The sequence below is a fragment of the Chryseobacterium geocarposphaerae genome (assembly GCF_002797535.1).
GTDB lineage: Bacteria > Bacteroidota > Bacteroidia > Flavobacteriales > Weeksellaceae > Chryseobacterium > Chryseobacterium geocarposphaerae.
Map to the genome: position 1 here is coordinate 2,150,017 of NZ_PGFD01000001.1, position 15,972 is coordinate 2,165,988.

Here is a 15,972-nt window from a genome sequence, read left to right on the forward strand (position 1 = left end):
TCAGCTCTATTTTCTGAAATCTTTTTCTTAATTTTCCAACAAACTAATGATAATGCCAAATCTTATTTTATTGCACGGAGCTTTAGGCCACAGTGAAGTTTTTAAACCTATTAAAGAAGAGCTTTCAAAATATTTTACCATTCATACTCCTTTATTTTCGGGACATGGCAATACAGAACTTCCTGAAAACGGGATCAGTATTGAACAATACACACACGAATTAAAAGGACTTATTGAAAAAGAAAAACTGAACGATGTTTCAATTTTTGGACACAGCATGGGCGGTTACGTTGCCCTTTGTTACGCCATGGAAAATCCTTCTGCTATAAATTCCATCATGACTTTGGGTACAAAATTCGACTGGAACGAAGAACAAGCTCTGAAAGAAAGTAAAATGCTCGATCCTGATGTGATTGCAGAAAAAGTTCCGAAATACGCAGAATTACTGGAAGCCCAACACAGCTCAAAATGGAAACAGTTACTTCCGGCCATTGCAGATATGATGGTTTCTTTAGGTAAAAATCCGCCTTTGAAAAATAATTTATCCGGCATTAATATCCCGATACAAGTAATGGTAGGTGATAAAGATAATATGGTAACCCTTGAAGAAAGTTTGGAAGTATACAGAAGCCTTCCAAATGCAAAACTGGCCGTACTTCCCGATACGAAACATCCTATGGATAAAGTACGACCAAAATTATTATTAGATTTAATGAAAGATTTTTGGAATCTGTCTTAAACAAACTATCTCTGAAGTTTTTCTCCGTAGCTCAAATCTCCTGCATCTCCCAATCCGGGTGTGATGTAGCCTTTTGACGTCAAGTTTTCATCAATGGCTCCAACCCATATTTTTGCATTTGGGTATGCTTTTTCTATGGTTTCCACTCCTTGCTTTGAAGCAATTGCCGCCACAATATGAAGTTGAGAGGGATTTCCGTTTGTTAATAAATCTTTAATCGCTTCAATTAAAGATGCTCCTGTTGCCAACATAGGATCTCCAACAATCAATGGTCTTCCTTCGATATTCGGACAGGTTAGGTAATCCTGCTTGATCGAAAAATAATCATTGGCATCATGTTTTCTGTAGGCAGCAACAAAACCACAATCCGCTTTATCAAAATAATTCAAAATCCCTTCAAACAAAGGAACTCCAGCTCTCAAAATCGTTGTAATAACAGGCTGAACGGCAATTTCCTTAACTCTGATTTTATCCAAAGGAGTCTGAATTTCAATTTCTTTTTGCTCCAACCCTTTACTAATCTCAAACGCTGCAATTTCCCCGATTCTCTCCATATTTCTGCGGAATCTCATTCGATCGTGCTGGATTTCAATATTCCTCAATTCATTAATCCAAGTATTCACTAGAGAAAATTGTTCTGATAATACGACTGTATTCATTATTTTGAAAGCTTTATCTAAAATTATAAAATTTAATTAAGAATAAAAACCCTCTTAGAAAATCTAAAAGGGTTTATTATTTATTTCTGTCTGAAATATACTTCAATAGGAACTCCGGTAAATCCGAATTCTTTTCTCAATTGGTTTTCAGTAAATCTTTTGTATGGTTCTTTTACGTATTGTGGTAAATTACAGAAGAATACAAACTGTGGTGACGGCGTTGGAAGCTGTACACAGTACTTGATTTTAATGTATTTCCCTTTATTTGCCGGCGGCGGTGTTCCTTCGAAAATAGGAAGCATTACTTCGTTTAATTTTGAAGTTTTAATCTTCTTTTTACGGTCTTCGTAAACCTGCATTGCCATATCAACAGCCTTCAGAATTCTCTGTTTTGTCAATGCTGAAACAAATAAAATGGGAACATCCTGAAACTGCCCGATTTTATCCTTGATTAATTTTTCGAAATCACGCATTGTATTGGTCTGCTTATCTTCGATCAAATCCCATTTATTGACCAAGATTACGATTCCTTTTCTGTTTTTCTGAGCCAATCCGAAAATGTTCATATCCTGAGATTCCCACCCTTGTGTAGCATCCACCATGATGATCACAACATCTGAATATTCAATAGAACGGATCGAACGCATTACAGAGTAGAATTCCAAATCTTCGTTAACCTTAGATTTTCTCCTCATTCCGGCAGTATCTACCAACACAAACTCATGACCGAATTTATTGTAAAGTGTCTGAATACTGTCTCTTGTTGTTCCTGCAATATCGGTTACAATATTTCTTTCCACATCAAGCAAAGCATTCGTCATGGTAGATTTTCCTACGTTCGGACGACCTGCAATCGTAATTTTTGGCAATCCTTCAAACGGATCTTTATATTCTGTTGTTGGGAAATCTCTTACGATATCATCCAATAAGTCTCCTGTCCCTGAACCTGTTGCAGAAGATAAAGTATAATATCTATCGATCCCCAATTGATAGAATTCAGTAGCCGGAAGTTCTTCTTTTGCAGAATCTACTTTATTGATCACAATATAAATAGGTTTGTTTGATCTTCTTAACAATCTGTAAATTTCATGATCCGTATCGGTAAGACCTTCTTCCACATTCATCATAAAAATAATAGAAGTAGCTTCATCTACTGCTAACTGCACCTGCTTACGGATTTCTTCTTCAAAGATATCATCCGTTCCTACATCATAACCTCCGGTATCAATTACTGTAAAGTCTACGCCATTCCAGTCAGATTTTCCGTAGTGACGGTCTCTGGTAACCCCTGCAGTAGAGTCTACAATAGCTTCTCTTCTTTCTAATAAACGATTAAATAACGTGGATTTTCCTACGTTGGGACGCCCAACGATTGCGACAATATTCGACATAAAAATGTTTAATAATTTAATTATTAATGGGTTTCTCCAACATTTGGAGCCCAATTTTTTGCAAAGATAAGGTTTTTATTTTACTCGGTTGATTGGGCCAAGAAAGCTGAAATGGTAAATAAGCTAATCTACCAATGCTTCAACCTCTAATTTTTGTTTTTAATTTTAAAAAATTTTCATGAAAATAATTCTTTGAATATCAATAAATAAAACATTTGCGAACATTTTACATGCATTTATCTTTCGATATCATTTTTATTTTTGAAATAATTTCTATAATTTCGCGACATAGAAATACAGACCCATGGTGTAGCGGTAACACTACTGATTTTGGTTCAGTCATCTGGGGTTCGAATCCCTGTGGGTCTACATTCGAATTTAAGCAATCTTCTGAATACCAGTTGATTGCTTTTTTATTTTGATTTTTATATTTAGTCAAGGTTAAGGTTAATTCTAAATATTGATTTCTATCCATAATTATAAAATTAAGGTTTAAAATATTTTAAGTTGAAACCACAAAAACAAAATAACTGCCAAGCCCCAGCTATTAAACCTCATAGATTAAGAAGATAACTATAGAAAAGTACAGGTGGAAAATGAAAACAGATCCACAAAAACCAAATAAAACAGTACCTACTTTTGAAAAAAGGTTGACGATTTGGAAGGGGTTCTTTAACTTGACGATATGGGTAAGGAGAAAGTGGGTTGAGTCCATATACTCAAAATAATTTTACTGGTATCCGTGTAGGGATTTAACAGATTACTGTTTTCTAAAAACTCCTGAGCTTCTTGGCGGATAATTTTTTCATCGTTCATATTAGTTTATTTAAATAATTTATAAAAGTTATTTCTGAAATCTTATATCTTCATATTTGACATTCAGTTTTCAAAGACACAAACTAACCCTAAATACATTTCTTCTGTTACGGTACGGTAAATAGTTAGATATTAATCTAACTAATTCAACAAATATTAATTCTACTGTTTATCATAAGGAAATGATGGACTTATGAATTTTGTGCCTGTTGCTTTACCATCTTTATTGTAGATGACCTCTTGTACCCCAAGGTCTTCTCCAATACCCTTCATTATCATTGTTTCTGCGTCTACAATACAATAATACATTTTTGGAATATCAAATACATTATGAAAAAAATCAACTGTGTAATAGCTCCATTCTTTGCCATCATACATTTTTTCTTTATCATGATACATAGCATCCATAAACTCTAATTCTTCTTCTGAATTTCCATATTGGAACTTCAATTGGTCTAACACTTTTAGTGCTGTTTTTATTACTTCTTTTTCTTTTTCTGTCTTTTCCATTTTTTATAATTTTTTATAATCGATACCTACTTTTTCTAATTTCTTGATTGCTTGCCCTAAAACCCATTCAGCATTTTCTAATTCTAACTCATTAAACAAATGTTTCTTTTCCATAACTTTATCATAAACCCATTTTTCTCGTTTGTAAGTCCTAATGGTTTTTCTGTTAATGTTCCCGAAGCTCCAGCTAAATAAGCTTCTTTCCCTAAAAGTTTAAATTCTAATGCGTGTTGTATTTCATGAAAAGCTTCATAAAAAGTAAACTTTTTTCTAAAGAATAATTCTCTGCTATTTGGAGAAAAACCTGCCTGGGCTCCACTAGCATCTAAAAACTTATCTTCTCCCTTTCGCATAACTACTCCCACATCTCCTAAAACTTCCGCAATGTATTTTTCGAGAGCCTTCATTTGCCTGTTATTCATATATTCTCTGCCCAAGAATTTCCCACGTTTACTTGCTTCTTTTCCTTCCCATCCTAACTCATCCAACAATTCATCAAAAACCTCTTCTTCTCTGCCTAATAATTGATTAAATTTGGTCTTTAAGTAATTTGCTAATCTTCCATTCTTTATCGCTTCTACCAATTCCAAAAATTCCTTTTCCAGCCATTTATAAAGATCTTTTGCGGAATTAGCAACTTTCTGTCCTAAACCTTTTCCAAAATTAAGAACCTTTGCTCCTGCCTGCTCTGCTTTAGTTGTTATTCTGCTGATTTTCGCAGAAGCTTGTGCTACTAAAGAACTACCTCCTGTAAAATAAGCAATAATAGCATCTAAAATAAGCTCAAAAGCAACACCACCAATGAAGTATGCCCAAAAATACTCATTCAAGTCTTTTATTTGAATAAATTTCTTTTTCAGCATATCAAAAAATTCAGAAATTTCTTTCCATATCTTACCATCGCTAAAGAGATTTTTAATACCTTCAAAAAATTCTTTAGAGTTTTTGGCAAATAAATCTACAAAATCTTCTATAAATTCCAATTTTTCCTGATGCTTTGCCAATTCCAAAGGACTATTTTTTTCTATTTCAAAAAGTGGAAATTTTTCAACTATCATAGCCAAAAGCATAATAATGGTTTGCACCAATGAGATTAAACCATTCAACAAACCACATAAGAAGGCATTGATTTTTGCAACCTCACTATTAAGTTCCACTGTTATAAAACTTTCAATTCCTGAAACTACATTCAACAAATCATTAAAAACAGTTTTTAGCTTATTATATACAATTTTGATACTATCAGGCATATTATCCTCTATTGTATTTTTCACCAAATAAGTAACAGCAAAAAGAATATCATCCGCAATAGTAGGTGTAGCCATTACAATATTGAAAACAGCAGCAGTAGAAATTTCATCAAATGAGCTAATGAAATCTTTAAGATTTTTCAAACCGTCTGCTACTATATGTGGAGATTCAGACATACTGTTATACTGATCATTTGGAAAAGGAACAGGAATTATGGGTTTGTATCCTACTTCTTGTTGAGGGAAACCATTTGTTCCCATTTTGTTTTGGTACTTGCTATACATAGGTAATACATAATATTTTATGTAATCATAGTTTTCCTCTGTGAACTTCCATTTCTCAGTAGCTTCTATACCTCCCTTTAACCAATCTGCTAACTGACTATTCAATGAAGAGACTTTTTTGAAGATATCATTTATCTTACTTTTGTCTAAAATTTCCAAATAAATAGCACCTTTCAAAAGAGTGGCATTAATCCCATAATCTTCTGCAATCACTTTTATAAGGGTGTTAAAGTCCGATACACTTCTATCTAAAGTATTTCCATCATAATTGATTGTTTTTCCTTTACTGTAATAGTGTTTTACCAATTGTTTTCTTGCATAATCGCCCATTTTTACCCGACAAGCTGTACCAAAAAAGTTACTGGCATCTTTGGACGTCATTTCGTAATAAATTGTAAAGTAATTGGGTTCAATAGTATCTTTTTCATACTTATCAAAAACCTCTGTTCCACTTTCACAAAAAACAGCCTGATGATAAACCACACTGTATTTTTCTGATTTAGGATAGCTGTCTTTTAAATCAGGAGGAACAACAAATGTTTCATAAAATACACTGTTTTCTCCTAAAGGACTGTCAATGCCTCTGCTCAAAATACAATCTAATCTTTGTATCATATCATTTGAATTTATTATAAGCCAAATGTAGATACGGGTAGCGACAGAACTTGACGTGTTTTATTGTAGGAGTAGCCTGATGAATTACAGGAACCGTTTCGACCAAAGAAGATTCAGAAAAAATTCTGTAGTTGCTGTTGAAGCATTTATTTCAACAGATTCAAATGTTGCGGTGGAATTAAATGACGGCTGGACAATGGTGGGAAACAAAGGCGGTTACATGGCTCAACACGAACACACGATTATTGTAACCGACGGAAAACCAATCATTCTCACGCAAATGAATGGGATTCTAAATTAAAATAAAAGACCTCTCCATATTAGAAAGGTCTTTTTTTATATATTCTAAGCTCTCTTCCTTATTAAAGAGACCTTTATTAATTTGATTGCAAAATTAAATCAAATCTGTCCGCATTCATTACCTTCACCCAGGCAGAAACGAAATCATTCACAAATTTCTCTTTCGCATCCGAGCTTGCATAGACTTCCGCAATAGCTCTTAATTCAGAATTTGAGCCGAAAACAAGGTCTGCACGGGTAGCCGTCCATCTCTTCTCCCCTGTTTTACGGTCTACACCTTCATACAGCTCATTATCATTAGAAACTGCCTTCCATTGTGTATTCATATCCAAAAGATTGATAAAGAAATCGTTTGAAAGAACTTCTGTATTTTTAGTGAAAATCCCATGAGAAGAACCATCAAAGTTCGTATTTAAAGCTCTCATTCCTCCCACCAATACAGTTAATTCCGGAGCCGTAAGATTTAATAACTGCGCTTTATCAATCAATAAAGATTCTGTAGAAACGGAGAACTTTTTCTTTAAATAATTTCTGAAACCATCTGCTGCAGGTTCAAGATACCCCATAGATTCTACGTCAGTCTGCTCCTGAGAGGCATCCATTCTTCCCGGCGCAAAAGGAACAATCAGGTTATACCCAGCATTTTTAGCCGCTTTTTCAATTCCGGCACTTCCTGCAAGAACGATCATATCTGCCAGGGAAACTTTTTTACCTCCTGTCTGATTTTCATTAAATTCCTTCTGAATATTTTCCAGAACAGACAAAACTTTTTGAAGCTGGGTTGGATTATTCACCGCCCAATATCTTTGGGGAGCCAAACGGATTCTCGCTCCATTTGCCCCTCCTCTTTTATCACTTCCTCTAAAAGTTGAAGCTGAAGCCCAAGCTGTAGAAACCAATTCAGAAATGCTTAGTCCTGAATCTAAAATCTTTGATTTTAATGCTTCAATATCTGAATTATTAATCAGAACATGATCTACTTCCGGAATAGGATCCTGCCAGATTAATTCCTCTGCTGGCACTTCCGGACCTAAATAACGAGCTTTTGGCCCCATATCTCTGTGGGTTAATTTAAACCAGGCTCTGGCAAATGCATCTGCAAAAGCATCCGGGTTTTCATAAAATTTTCTTGAAATCTTTTCATAGACCGGATCAAACCTCAATGATAAATCTGTCGTAAGCATTGTTGGTCTGTGCTTTTTAGAAGAATCGAATGCATCCGGAATAATTTCTTCTCCGTTTTTCGCTACCCATTGATGAGCACCTGCAGGACTTTTAGTTAATTCCCATTCGTTTTCAAAAAGGTTTTTGAAGAAATAATTACTCCATTGTGTCGGAGTTTCCGTCCAGGTAACTTCCAATCCACTTGAAATTGCATCCGTTCCTTTTCCTGATTTATAAGAGCTGCTCCATCCTAACCCCTGAAGCTCAATTCCCGCTGCTTCAGGCTCTTTTCCTACATGATCTGCTGGTCCGGCTCCGTGGGTTTTCCCAAAAGTATGCCCTCCTGCAATTAAGGCCACCGTTTCCTCATCATTCATCGCCATTCTTCCGAAAGTATCTCTAATATCTTTTGCAGCCGCAATAGGATCCGGATTTCCATCAGGACCTTCAGGGTTTACATAAATTAATCCCATTTGTACCGCAGCCAAAGGTTTTTCTAAATTTCTTGAATGAATATCTCCGTCAGCGTCATCATCTGTAGGGAGAACTCCCCTGTTTTCATCAACTCCTTCTGAACCATGAGCATAACGTAAATCTCCTCCTAACCAAGTTTTTTCTGATCCCCAATATACATCCATATCCGGTTCCCAAACATCTTCACGACCTCCTGCAAAACCAAATGTTTTGAAGCCCATCGATTCTAACGCCACATTTCCCGTAAGAATCATCAAATCTGCCCAGGAAATTTTCTTTCCATATTTTTGTTTGATCGGCCACAACAATCTTCGCGCTTTATCCAGGCTTACATTATCCGGCCAGCTGTTCAGAGGAGCAAAACGTTGTTGCCCGGCTCCGGCTCCCCCTCTACCATCACCTACACGGTAAGTTCCTGCACTATGCCAAGCCATACGGATAAATAAAGGACCATAATGTCCAAAATCTGCCGGCCACCAATCTTGCGAATCAGTCATCAAAGCATGAAGATCTTTTTTTACTGCATCCAGATCGAGACTTTTAAATGCTTCGGCGTAATCAAAATCTTTATCCATCGGGTTTGATAAAGAAGAGTGCTGACGAAGAATATCTACCCTCAACTGATCCGGCCACCAATCCAGATTTTTGGTACCTCCACCTGCTACACTTTGTTTTTTCATTGTCCCGTTATGGAACGGACATTTACTGATGTCATTCAAATCGTTTTCCATTATCGTTTAATTTTTTATGTTGATTACCTCTAATTTTTTCTTTATGAACAGAGCAAACTTACAATTCTTTTAAAATAAATACAATCTATTGAAATTATTTTTACAATAGCTAAAAACTATTATTTGTCTTGAATTACATTCCAGAAAATAGGATATACGCAAACCATATTAACCTGCAATTAAGTTAGAAAATTTCCGTCTTATTTTATTAAAAAATAAACTTCAGAAAATCTATTTAGAATCATTCAAATTATTAAAAATGAAACTCTTAGCCGACCCATTATTATTAATTTAAAATTCACTACCTTTATTCGTTGGAGAATTTCTGATATTAAAAAGACGAATTATGCAAGAGGACATACAACATAAACACATTGTTTTTTTTGACGGAGAGTGTGGAGTCTGTAATTTTTGGGTTCAGTGGATTTTGGAAAAGGATAAAAACGATGAATTTCTGTTCGCTTCCCTTCAATCGGATTTTGGACAGAAATTTCTTACAGAACGCGGCCTCGAGACTAAGCAATTCAACACTCTTTATCTCTGGAAACCTCAACAGTATTATCTTATAAAATCTAAAGCCGTATTGAAGATTTCTGACATTTTGGGCGGGTTTTATAAAATAGTAAGTGTACTTGGGAAAATATTTCCTACGTTTTTCAGTAATGCCATTTACGATATGGTTTCTAAAAACAGAATGAAACTTTCTTCCCAGAAGTGTTTCTTGCCCGACGCCCATCAGAAAAAGAAATTCATAGAAGTATAAAAATAGTTTCACATTTTTTTATTAAATAATCATAAAGAATTAAGTTTTTCGAAACCATTTTTCTTTTAATCCATATATTTGCAAACTATGGAATATAACACCCAAAAAACACAGCTTCATTTACCGGAATACGGTAGAATCATACAACAGTTGGTTGAGCGTTGCAAAGAGCTTTCTACAAAGGAAGAAAGAAACGAAATGGCAATGGCGATCATCGATTTTATGGGTCAGAGAAACCCGCAGCTTCGCGACGAAGAAAATTACAAGCATAAACTTTGGGATCATCTTTTTATTTTGGCGAATTATGATTTGGATGTTGATTCTCCTTATCCCTTCCCGACAAGAGAACAACTTGCCGAAAAACCTAAAAAGATGGAATACCCTAAACTACAGGGGGACTTTAAATTTTACGGAAAAAGTATTCTTCAACTTATAGAAAAAGCAATTGAACTGGAGACCGGAGACGAAAAAGAGGCTCTTATAGAAGTAATTGCCAATAATATGAAGAAGTCTTACAACGTTTATAATAAGGAACATGTAACAGATGATGTTATTTTCCGCCATTTAAAAGAACTTTCCGAAAACAGACTTGATCTTACGGGAATAGAAACGTTGGAGAAAAGTAAGATTTATTATACCGGAAACAACCGTAATAATAAAGGCGGCAATAACAACAACAACAATAATAAAAACCAACCCAACAAGAGAAGACATAACAATAATCACAAGAACAGAAAATAATGAGTGGAACATTTCAAATAAGAGGAGGGAAAAGATTACAGGGTGAAATTACCCCACAAGGAGCCAAAAACGAAGCTTTACAAATTTTATGTGCTGTTCTGTTAACGGATGAAGAAGTAAGAATAAAAAATATTCCGGATATTCATGATGTCAACAGACTGATCGAAATTTTAGCTGACTTTGGTGTAAAAGTGACCAAAAACGGACACGGTGATTACACGTTTAAGGCTGATTCTGTGAATTTTGATTATGTAAAATCTGAAGAATTTAAGAAAGACGGAGCTAAACTAAGAGGTTCTATCATGCTGATGGGACCGATGCTTGCCCGATATGGAGAAGCTTATATGCCAACTCCAGGTGGAGACAAAATCGGAAGAAGAAGGCTTGACACCCATTTTCAGGGATTGGTAGAACTGGGTGCTGAATTCAATTATGATGAAGAGCAATATTTCTATTCTTTAAAAGCTAAAGAGCTTAACGGAAAATTTATTCTGCTGGAAGAAGCTTCTGTAACAGGAACCGCTAATATTGTAATGGCAGCCGTTTTAGCTAAAGGGAAAACAAGAATTTATAACGCGGCATGTGAACCTTATCTGCAACAGCTTTGTAAAATGCTAAACAGAATGGGGGCAAACATCTCAGGAATTGGTTCCAACCTTTTAACGATTGAAGGGGTAACCCACCTCAAAGGAACTGAACACACCATGCTTCCTGATATGGTGGAAATCGGATCCTGGATTGGCCTTGCTGCCATGACAAAATCTGAAATCACAATTAAAAATGTAAACTGGAATCAGCTTGGCGTAATTCCTAATACTTTCAGAAAACTGGGAATCCAATTGGAACAGAGTGGCGATGACATTTATATTCCTTCGCAGGAAAATTATAAAATCCAGAAATTTATAGACGGTTCTATTCTTACCATTTCAGATGCTCCATGGCCAGGATTTACTCCGGATTTGCTTTCTATTATTTTAGTGGTTGCCACCCAGGCTAAAGGAAGTATTTTAGTACATCAGAAAATGTTTGAATCCAGATTATTCTTCGTTGATAAATTGATCGATATGGGAGCACAGATCATCTTGTGTGATCCGCACAGAGCAACCGTAATCGGTTTAAATCAGGAAGCCCCGTTAAGAGGAACAACAATGGTTTCTCCGGACATCAGAGCCGGAAACGCGCTTCTTATTGCCGCGCTTTCTGCTGAAGGGAAATCAATTATTCATAATATTGAGCAGATCGACAGAGGATATGAAAACATTGACGGCAGACTAAAAGCTATTGGTGCTGATATTGAAAGAATTTAATTGATTTTTCATTAATCATATAAAAAAAGCGTTCAGGATTTCTGAGCGCTTTTATTTATTAAGACTTGGAAACGGTTTACCAACCACCGCCGCCGCCACCACCGCCGCCGCCTCCGGAGAAACCGCCACCTCCTGAACCAGAACCACTGCTGGAATTGTTGGAAGGCTGTGTTGATGAAGACTGTATTGAGCTTGTAAGACTTGAATTAAGCGAACTTGCAAAAGCATAACGGTTTAACGTAGAACCAACATACCAGTTATGTTGATATTCGGTCGACATTCTTGAAAGCATGGCATTAAATTTTTGTCCCCAAATCTCATCCACTCCTAATACCATTGCAAAAGGAAGGTATTTTTCAAAAACCTCGGGAGTCATTTCAGGAGGATTATGAAATTTAAGCTGTTCGTTCTCCGCTGCTCCCATATACATCTGGAAACCTTCAATAAGAGATTTTATTTTTAATTTTTCCTCGGAAGGTCTTTTGATCAAAAATGCATAGATGATAAGTGAGGTAAACCCTAATACAATAAAAATATAACAGATATTAAAATTATTATCAATGGTAAAATCACTGCTTTTATGAATAAATACTCCGATAAGAATAAAAACAAGAACCGGAAACCCCAAAAAGAGCTTAAAGAGAGCCGGAAAGTATTTGAATAATAATCCCGCAATAAAGAAAGCAATAAACAGCCCTCCATACAAAAACATTCCGATGACAATTTTTTCAAATTCAGGGAACATTCTGAAGCTTAAAAATAAGCCTGTAAAATACACAAAACTAATCAGCAAAAAAGGCAGAATCAGTTTTTTGGTATTATTTCCCTCATTTAAAAAAGCATCATGCTGAAACTTCAATGCTTCTTTACAATTTAAGACAGCCTGTTCGATTTTAGAATCATATTTTCCATCAAAATCAATTGTATCGCGATAGCTTGAAAAAAGATAGTCCATCAGTTTTTTTTCTTCTTTGGGAAGATCTTCATCAGCCGGCTTCAATTTTTTAACAGTATAATATTTTGATTTAAAAAGCCCCAAAAGACCAGAATCATCTTTTTCAATAATCTGAATATAGCCTTTAATAGCAAGGTTGACCAACGCCGCGGTTACATATTTATTTTTGAAGTTTTCTGTTTTCAAATACCCTAAAGATGCCGGTGAAAAATCATTAGGGACGTTAAATTGAGGATACACAATAGGTTTTTCAGGATCAACCCCATACTTCCTCCAGGTTGAATAGTAGTAATATAAAAGTCCTAAAAACACAAGAAAACCGCCGATCAATATTCCGAATTTTTCCAGGAAACTTGGTGGTGGTGGCGGAATCATGATTCCTTTTTGAAAGCCTACAGCAACAGTAAGTCCATCATTAGCCTGAAAACCGGAAGCACTCCATTCTATGGAATAATTTGAAAGAAGCTTTGAACTGCAATTTTGATCTCTGCTCCCAGCAAAACCAGTATAGCAGGAATTTTGTAAAATATTTGCTCCCATCGGAAGATGTACTATTGCAGAAATGGTATCGATAGGAAAATCCCAATAATTTCCATTTACATTCCAGTACAGTTCATCATATCTGTCAAAAAAGCCGATTTGATTTTCTGTTTTGTACTGAATTTCATATTCATAATTTCCAGGTTCAAGAATAATATCCTTGTTTCCGATATAGATCTTAAGAAATCCATCCTCTATTTCTTCATGGTAATTTTCCTCTACTCCATTTTTCTTTATTGAAATGATATCATATTTTACTTTCTGAGTTCTGTTATTCAGATTTCTTGACAGCGGTAAAGTACGGAATATTCCTCTTTGAATTCTGTCCCCAAGACTATGAACCTTGATATTCTCTGTAACATTCAAGGTTGAATGGGTATCTACATTAATATCCGAATGAAAAGAAAGAATTCTTTCGGTTCCAGATAAATTTTCGTTTAATAGACTGTCTTCCTGAGCAAAGCCTAAAGTAAAACACAGCAGAAAGAGAAACTTTAGAAATTTCTTCATCGTTAGAACTTTACTGTTGGAACTTCCCGTTCTGCAATATTGTCCAGCTCGAAATAAGAAACCTTTTCAAACTTGAACATATTAGCAACTATGTTACTAGGGAACGATTCTATCAATGTATTGTTTTCACGGGCAGTTCCGTTATAATATCTTCTGGATTTTTCAATATCATTTTCAATAGAGGTAAGTTCTCCCTGTAATTGCTGAAAATTAGCATTGGCTTTCAGGTCAGGATACTGTTCTGCAACAGCAAAAAGATTCATCATTGCCTGGTTAAGATTTTTCTCGGCAGCTTCTTTAGCTTCTAGAGAATTAGCTCCTACTGCCTGATTTCTTGCTCTAGTCACACTCTCAAGTGTTTCTCTTTCGTGAGTGGCATATCCTTTCACCGTCTCTACAAGGTTAGGAATAAGGTCATGACGTTTTTTCAGCATCACATCAATGCTGCTCCAGGCTTCCTGAACCAAATTTTTAAGCTTTACCAGGCGATTATAAATAGAAACCGCATACAGAAGGAAAATTGCTATGATACCGATAATAATAAGTGCAACCATAATTGTGATGTATTTATTAGGATAAAAATAGTCTTTTTAACGGAAAATAAATAAAAAAAGCGCTCAATAAATGAACGCTCCTCAAACTATATGGATCTACACAACTAGGAATACTTTCTGCAGACATATTCTACAGTAGTATTCAAAAGTTTATTTTTATTCAGAAAAAATTCAAGCTGCTGAAAATCTTCTGAAGTGGCATTAAGGTATAATTGAAATGATCCGAAATCATTTCCGTTGATGTATTCCACATCTGCATTCAAGAGCTTATAACACATTCCCATTTGCTGATAGATAATATTGAGTAAATGATCAAATTTCATTTTCCCGTTCAATTCTATTTCTAAAATCAGTTCTTTCTTGATTAGGTTTACGTTATTAGGCAGTGATTGCAAATTTGTTATCATAACATCTCGGTTTTTGATTAAAAGTTATTTTCTGAAATACATACTGTTGTTGATTATTAATACAGGACAAAAATATAAAAAAATATTAGTCTACCAAATTTATAGACTAATATTTTTAAATTTATTTTAAAATAAAAAAAGAAGCAATGACGCTTCTTTAGTATATTATTTAAGTTGCTGAATTCTTTCTATTTTCGACGATCCTGCTAAACCATTCGGGTTACAACCTAATTCTCCTTCGGGAACTTTAAGATTTTTCTCCTGATAAAATTTTTGCCAGAATTCATTGGTTTTGCCTGTCTGCGGATCAATAAAAGTCATGGGTTCTAACGTGAAGATATGATCTTTTCTAAAAACCCTTTCAATAAAATCCGAACAATAATAGGAATCTTCATTCAGGATGTAGTTAAAATTATAAGGTTTTCCCAACATTGAATTTGCTTTGGCAATAGCATCAGGAATTGCATTTTGGTATTCGGGTTTCAGTCTATAAACAAAAATATCCTGTCCATCTTTCTTCTGATCTTCTACAAAATCTTTAAGTTTCTGTTTTTCCGAACCTCTTTTTGGAGAAGCATGAAGTACAAAATAATGGCCATCAACTTTTTCCAGCATTCCAATATGATCAAAGGAGGCATTTTTTTCTTTTTGAGTCACATTATTAATTGCTCCGGATAGTCCGGAATCTTTAGCCGTAATAAAAAGCAAATCCCCGTTTTTTAATCCTGAGCTTTTAACCCCTGCACATTCAACAGCAATAAACAGAACTATAAAAAGAGATAAAAATGTGGTAAGAAATTTATTTTTTATAATTCTTTTCATAAGTTTCTATCCATTCATCCACAGTCATTTTTTTACTCAGTTCAGCAATAAGCTCAAGAGGAATATCATCAACTTTTTTAAACCTGATACAAGATTTTCCCATATCTAGCTTTCTTTTTGAATATTTTGGAAATTCTTCTACAAACCAGTTCAACAATTCAGGCTTTGCATAGATTCCCATATGATACAATGCAATAAAGTTTTTCTGAGAAGCCAATCCTATAAAAGGAAGCGGTGTATTGGGTGTACAGTGATATCCCGGAGGATATGTTTCAAGCGGAACTCCCCAACCCACCATACCGTAACTGATATTTTCTGAAAAGCCTTTGGGTAAATTATTGTTTACTGTATCAAAAAGCTTCTTAAAAGCATCCTGCCTTTCTTCAGGAATTTTTGAGATATAGTCATCTATTGAAATTGCAGAAATTTGCATCCTAGT

General features: G+C 35.0%; 14 protein-coding genes, 1 tRNA gene and 1 pseudogene. 6 read left to right on the forward strand and 10 right to left on the reverse strand.

The window, feature by feature from the left end; genetic code table 11:
• Positions 1–52: 52 nt before the first annotated feature.
• Complete coding sequence (locus CLV73_RS09590; protein ID WP_100376608.1) at positions 53–739, forward strand: alpha/beta fold hydrolase; 687 nt, start codon at positions 53–55, stop codon at positions 737–739.
• Positions 740–744: 5 nt separating this feature from the next.
• Here the strand turns inward: CLV73_RS09590 and upp are convergent, their stop codons facing one another.
• Both upp and der read right to left on the reverse strand, forming a co-directional pair.
• On the reverse strand, positions 745–1,398 hold the full coding sequence (upp, locus tag CLV73_RS09595) for a uracil phosphoribosyltransferase (RefSeq protein ID WP_100376609.1): 654 nt from the start codon (positions 1,396–1,398) through the stop codon (positions 745–747).
• A gap of 80 nt (positions 1,399–1,478) precedes the next feature.
• On the reverse strand, positions 1,479–2,789 hold the full coding sequence (gene der / locus CLV73_RS09600; protein WP_100376610.1) for a ribosome biogenesis GTPase Der: 1,311 nt from the start codon (positions 2,787–2,789) through the stop codon (positions 1,479–1,481).
• 298 nt (positions 2,790–3,087) lie between these two features.
• Between der and CLV73_RS09605 the strand changes: the two genes are divergently transcribed.
• A tRNA-Gln gene (locus CLV73_RS09605) sits at positions 3,088–3,158 on the forward strand.
• Between the two features lie 609 nt (positions 3,159–3,767).
• On the opposite strand, the gene CLV73_RS09610 is transcribed toward CLV73_RS09605, so the two are convergent.
• Both CLV73_RS09610 and CLV73_RS09615 read right to left on the reverse strand, forming a co-directional pair.
• On the reverse strand, positions 3,768–4,115 hold the full coding sequence (locus tag CLV73_RS09610) for a hypothetical protein (protein WP_100376611.1): 348 nt from the start codon (positions 4,113–4,115) through the stop codon (positions 3,768–3,770).
• A gap of 83 nt (positions 4,116–4,198) precedes the next feature.
• A complete protein-coding gene (locus tag CLV73_RS09615; protein WP_100376612.1) occupies positions 4,199–6,265 on the reverse strand; it encodes a zincin-like metallopeptidase toxin domain-containing protein in 2,067 nt (688 codons plus the stop codon).
• Positions 6,266–6,341: 76 nt separating this feature from the next.
• Between CLV73_RS09615 and CLV73_RS09620 the strand changes: the two are divergent.
• Positions 6,342–6,566 (forward strand): annotated as a pseudogene (locus CLV73_RS09620) (type I methionyl aminopeptidase); the annotation flags it as partial.
• 76 nt (positions 6,567–6,642) lie between these two features.
• Here the strand turns inward: CLV73_RS09620 and katG are convergent.
• The gene (gene katG, locus CLV73_RS09625) at positions 6,643–8,934 is read right to left on the reverse strand and encodes a catalase/peroxidase HPI (protein WP_100376613.1); all 2,292 of its coding nucleotides are present in this window, start codon (positions 8,932–8,934) and stop codon (positions 6,643–6,645) included.
• Positions 8,935–9,280: 346 nt separating this feature from the next.
• Here katG and CLV73_RS09630 point away from each other — a divergent pair, with 346 nt between their 5' ends.
• The 3 genes from CLV73_RS09630 to murA all read left to right on the forward strand — a co-directional run bounded on the left by CLV73_RS09630 (position 9,281) and on the right by murA (position 11,745).
• Positions 9,281–9,697, forward strand: coding sequence for a thiol-disulfide oxidoreductase DCC family protein (locus CLV73_RS09630; RefSeq protein WP_100376614.1), 417 nt, complete (start codon positions 9,281–9,283; stop codon positions 9,695–9,697).
• 87 nt (positions 9,698–9,784) lie between these two features.
• The gene (locus CLV73_RS09635) at positions 9,785–10,438 is read left to right on the forward strand and encodes a DUF4290 domain-containing protein (protein WP_100376615.1); all 654 of its coding nucleotides are present in this window, start codon (positions 9,785–9,787) and stop codon (positions 10,436–10,438) included.
• Complete coding sequence (murA, locus tag CLV73_RS09640; RefSeq protein ID WP_100376616.1) at positions 10,438–11,745, forward strand: UDP-N-acetylglucosamine 1-carboxyvinyltransferase; 1,308 nt, start codon at positions 10,438–10,440, stop codon at positions 11,743–11,745. The genes CLV73_RS09635 and murA overlap by 1 nt, the downstream gene beginning before the upstream one ends.
• Before the next feature lie 76 nt (positions 11,746–11,821).
• Here murA and CLV73_RS09645 read toward each other — a convergent pair whose 3' ends face one another.
• The 5 genes from CLV73_RS09645 to CLV73_RS09665 all read right to left on the reverse strand — a co-directional run bounded on the left by CLV73_RS09645 (position 11,822) and on the right by CLV73_RS09665 (position 15,966).
• Positions 11,822–13,750 (reverse strand): DUF2207 domain-containing protein, encoded by a 1,929-nt coding sequence (locus CLV73_RS09645; protein ID WP_100376617.1) that lies wholly within the window; start codon positions 13,748–13,750, stop codon positions 11,822–11,824.
• Positions 13,751–13,752: 2 nt separating this feature from the next.
• Positions 13,753–14,304, reverse strand: coding sequence for a LemA family protein (locus CLV73_RS09650; RefSeq protein ID WP_100376618.1), 552 nt, complete (start codon positions 14,302–14,304; stop codon positions 13,753–13,755).
• Between the two features lie 104 nt (positions 14,305–14,408).
• Positions 14,409–14,711 carry an NIL domain-containing protein gene (locus tag CLV73_RS09655; RefSeq protein ID WP_039368139.1) on the reverse strand — a complete coding sequence of 101 codons (303 nt, stop codon included), beginning with the start codon at positions 14,709–14,711 and terminating at the stop codon, positions 14,409–14,411.
• A gap of 165 nt (positions 14,712–14,876) precedes the next feature.
• Complete coding sequence (locus CLV73_RS09660) at positions 14,877–15,533, reverse strand: YiiX/YebB-like N1pC/P60 family cysteine hydrolase (protein WP_100376619.1); 657 nt, start codon at positions 15,531–15,533, stop codon at positions 14,877–14,879.
• The gene (locus CLV73_RS09665; protein WP_100376620.1) at positions 15,511–15,966 is read right to left on the reverse strand and encodes a DUF1801 domain-containing protein; all 456 of its coding nucleotides are present in this window, start codon (positions 15,964–15,966) and stop codon (positions 15,511–15,513) included. The genes CLV73_RS09660 and CLV73_RS09665 overlap by 23 nt, the downstream gene beginning before the upstream one ends.
• Between the last annotated feature and the right edge of the window lie 6 nt (positions 15,967–15,972).

Coding starts and splice junctions, on each gene's coding strand:
- CLV73_RS09610 (WP_100376611.1), bottom strand. CDS start 4,115: ATGGAAAAGACAGAAAAAGAAAAAGAAGTAATAAAAACAGCACTAAAA.
- CLV73_RS09660 (WP_100376619.1), bottom strand. CDS start 15,533: ATGAAAAGAATTATAAAAAATAAATTTCTTACCACATTTTTATCTCTT.
- CLV73_RS09645 (WP_100376617.1), bottom strand. CDS start 13,750: ATGAAGAAATTTCTAAAGTTTCTCTTTCTGCTGTGTTTTACTTTAGGC.
- CLV73_RS09615 (WP_100376612.1), bottom strand. CDS start 6,265: ATGATACAAAGATTAGATTGTATTTTGAGCAGAGGCATTGACAGTCCT.
- CLV73_RS09655 (WP_039368139.1), bottom strand. CDS start 14,711: ATGATAACAAATTTGCAATCACTGCCTAATAACGTAAACCTAATCAAG.
- CLV73_RS09630 (WP_100376614.1), top strand. CDS start 9,281: ATGCAAGAGGACATACAACATAAACACATTGTTTTTTTTGACGGAGAG.
- CLV73_RS09665 (WP_100376620.1), bottom strand. CDS start 15,966: ATGCAAATTTCTGCAATTTCAATAGATGACTATATCTCAAAAATTCCT.
- katG (WP_100376613.1), bottom strand. CDS start 8,934: ATGGAAAACGATTTGAATGACATCAGTAAATGTCCGTTCCATAACGGG.
- upp (WP_100376609.1), bottom strand. CDS start 1,398: ATGAATACAGTCGTATTATCAGAACAATTTTCTCTAGTGAATACTTGG.
- CLV73_RS09590 (WP_100376608.1), top strand. CDS start 53: ATGCCAAATCTTATTTTATTGCACGGAGCTTTAGGCCACAGTGAAGTT.
- murA (WP_100376616.1), top strand. CDS start 10,438: ATGAGTGGAACATTTCAAATAAGAGGAGGGAAAAGATTACAGGGTGAA.
- der (WP_100376610.1), bottom strand. CDS start 2,789: ATGTCGAATATTGTCGCAATCGTTGGGCGTCCCAACGTAGGAAAATCC.
- CLV73_RS09650 (WP_100376618.1), bottom strand. CDS start 14,304: ATGGTTGCACTTATTATTATCGGTATCATAGCAATTTTCCTTCTGTAT.
- CLV73_RS09635 (WP_100376615.1), top strand. CDS start 9,785: ATGGAATATAACACCCAAAAAACACAGCTTCATTTACCGGAATACGGT.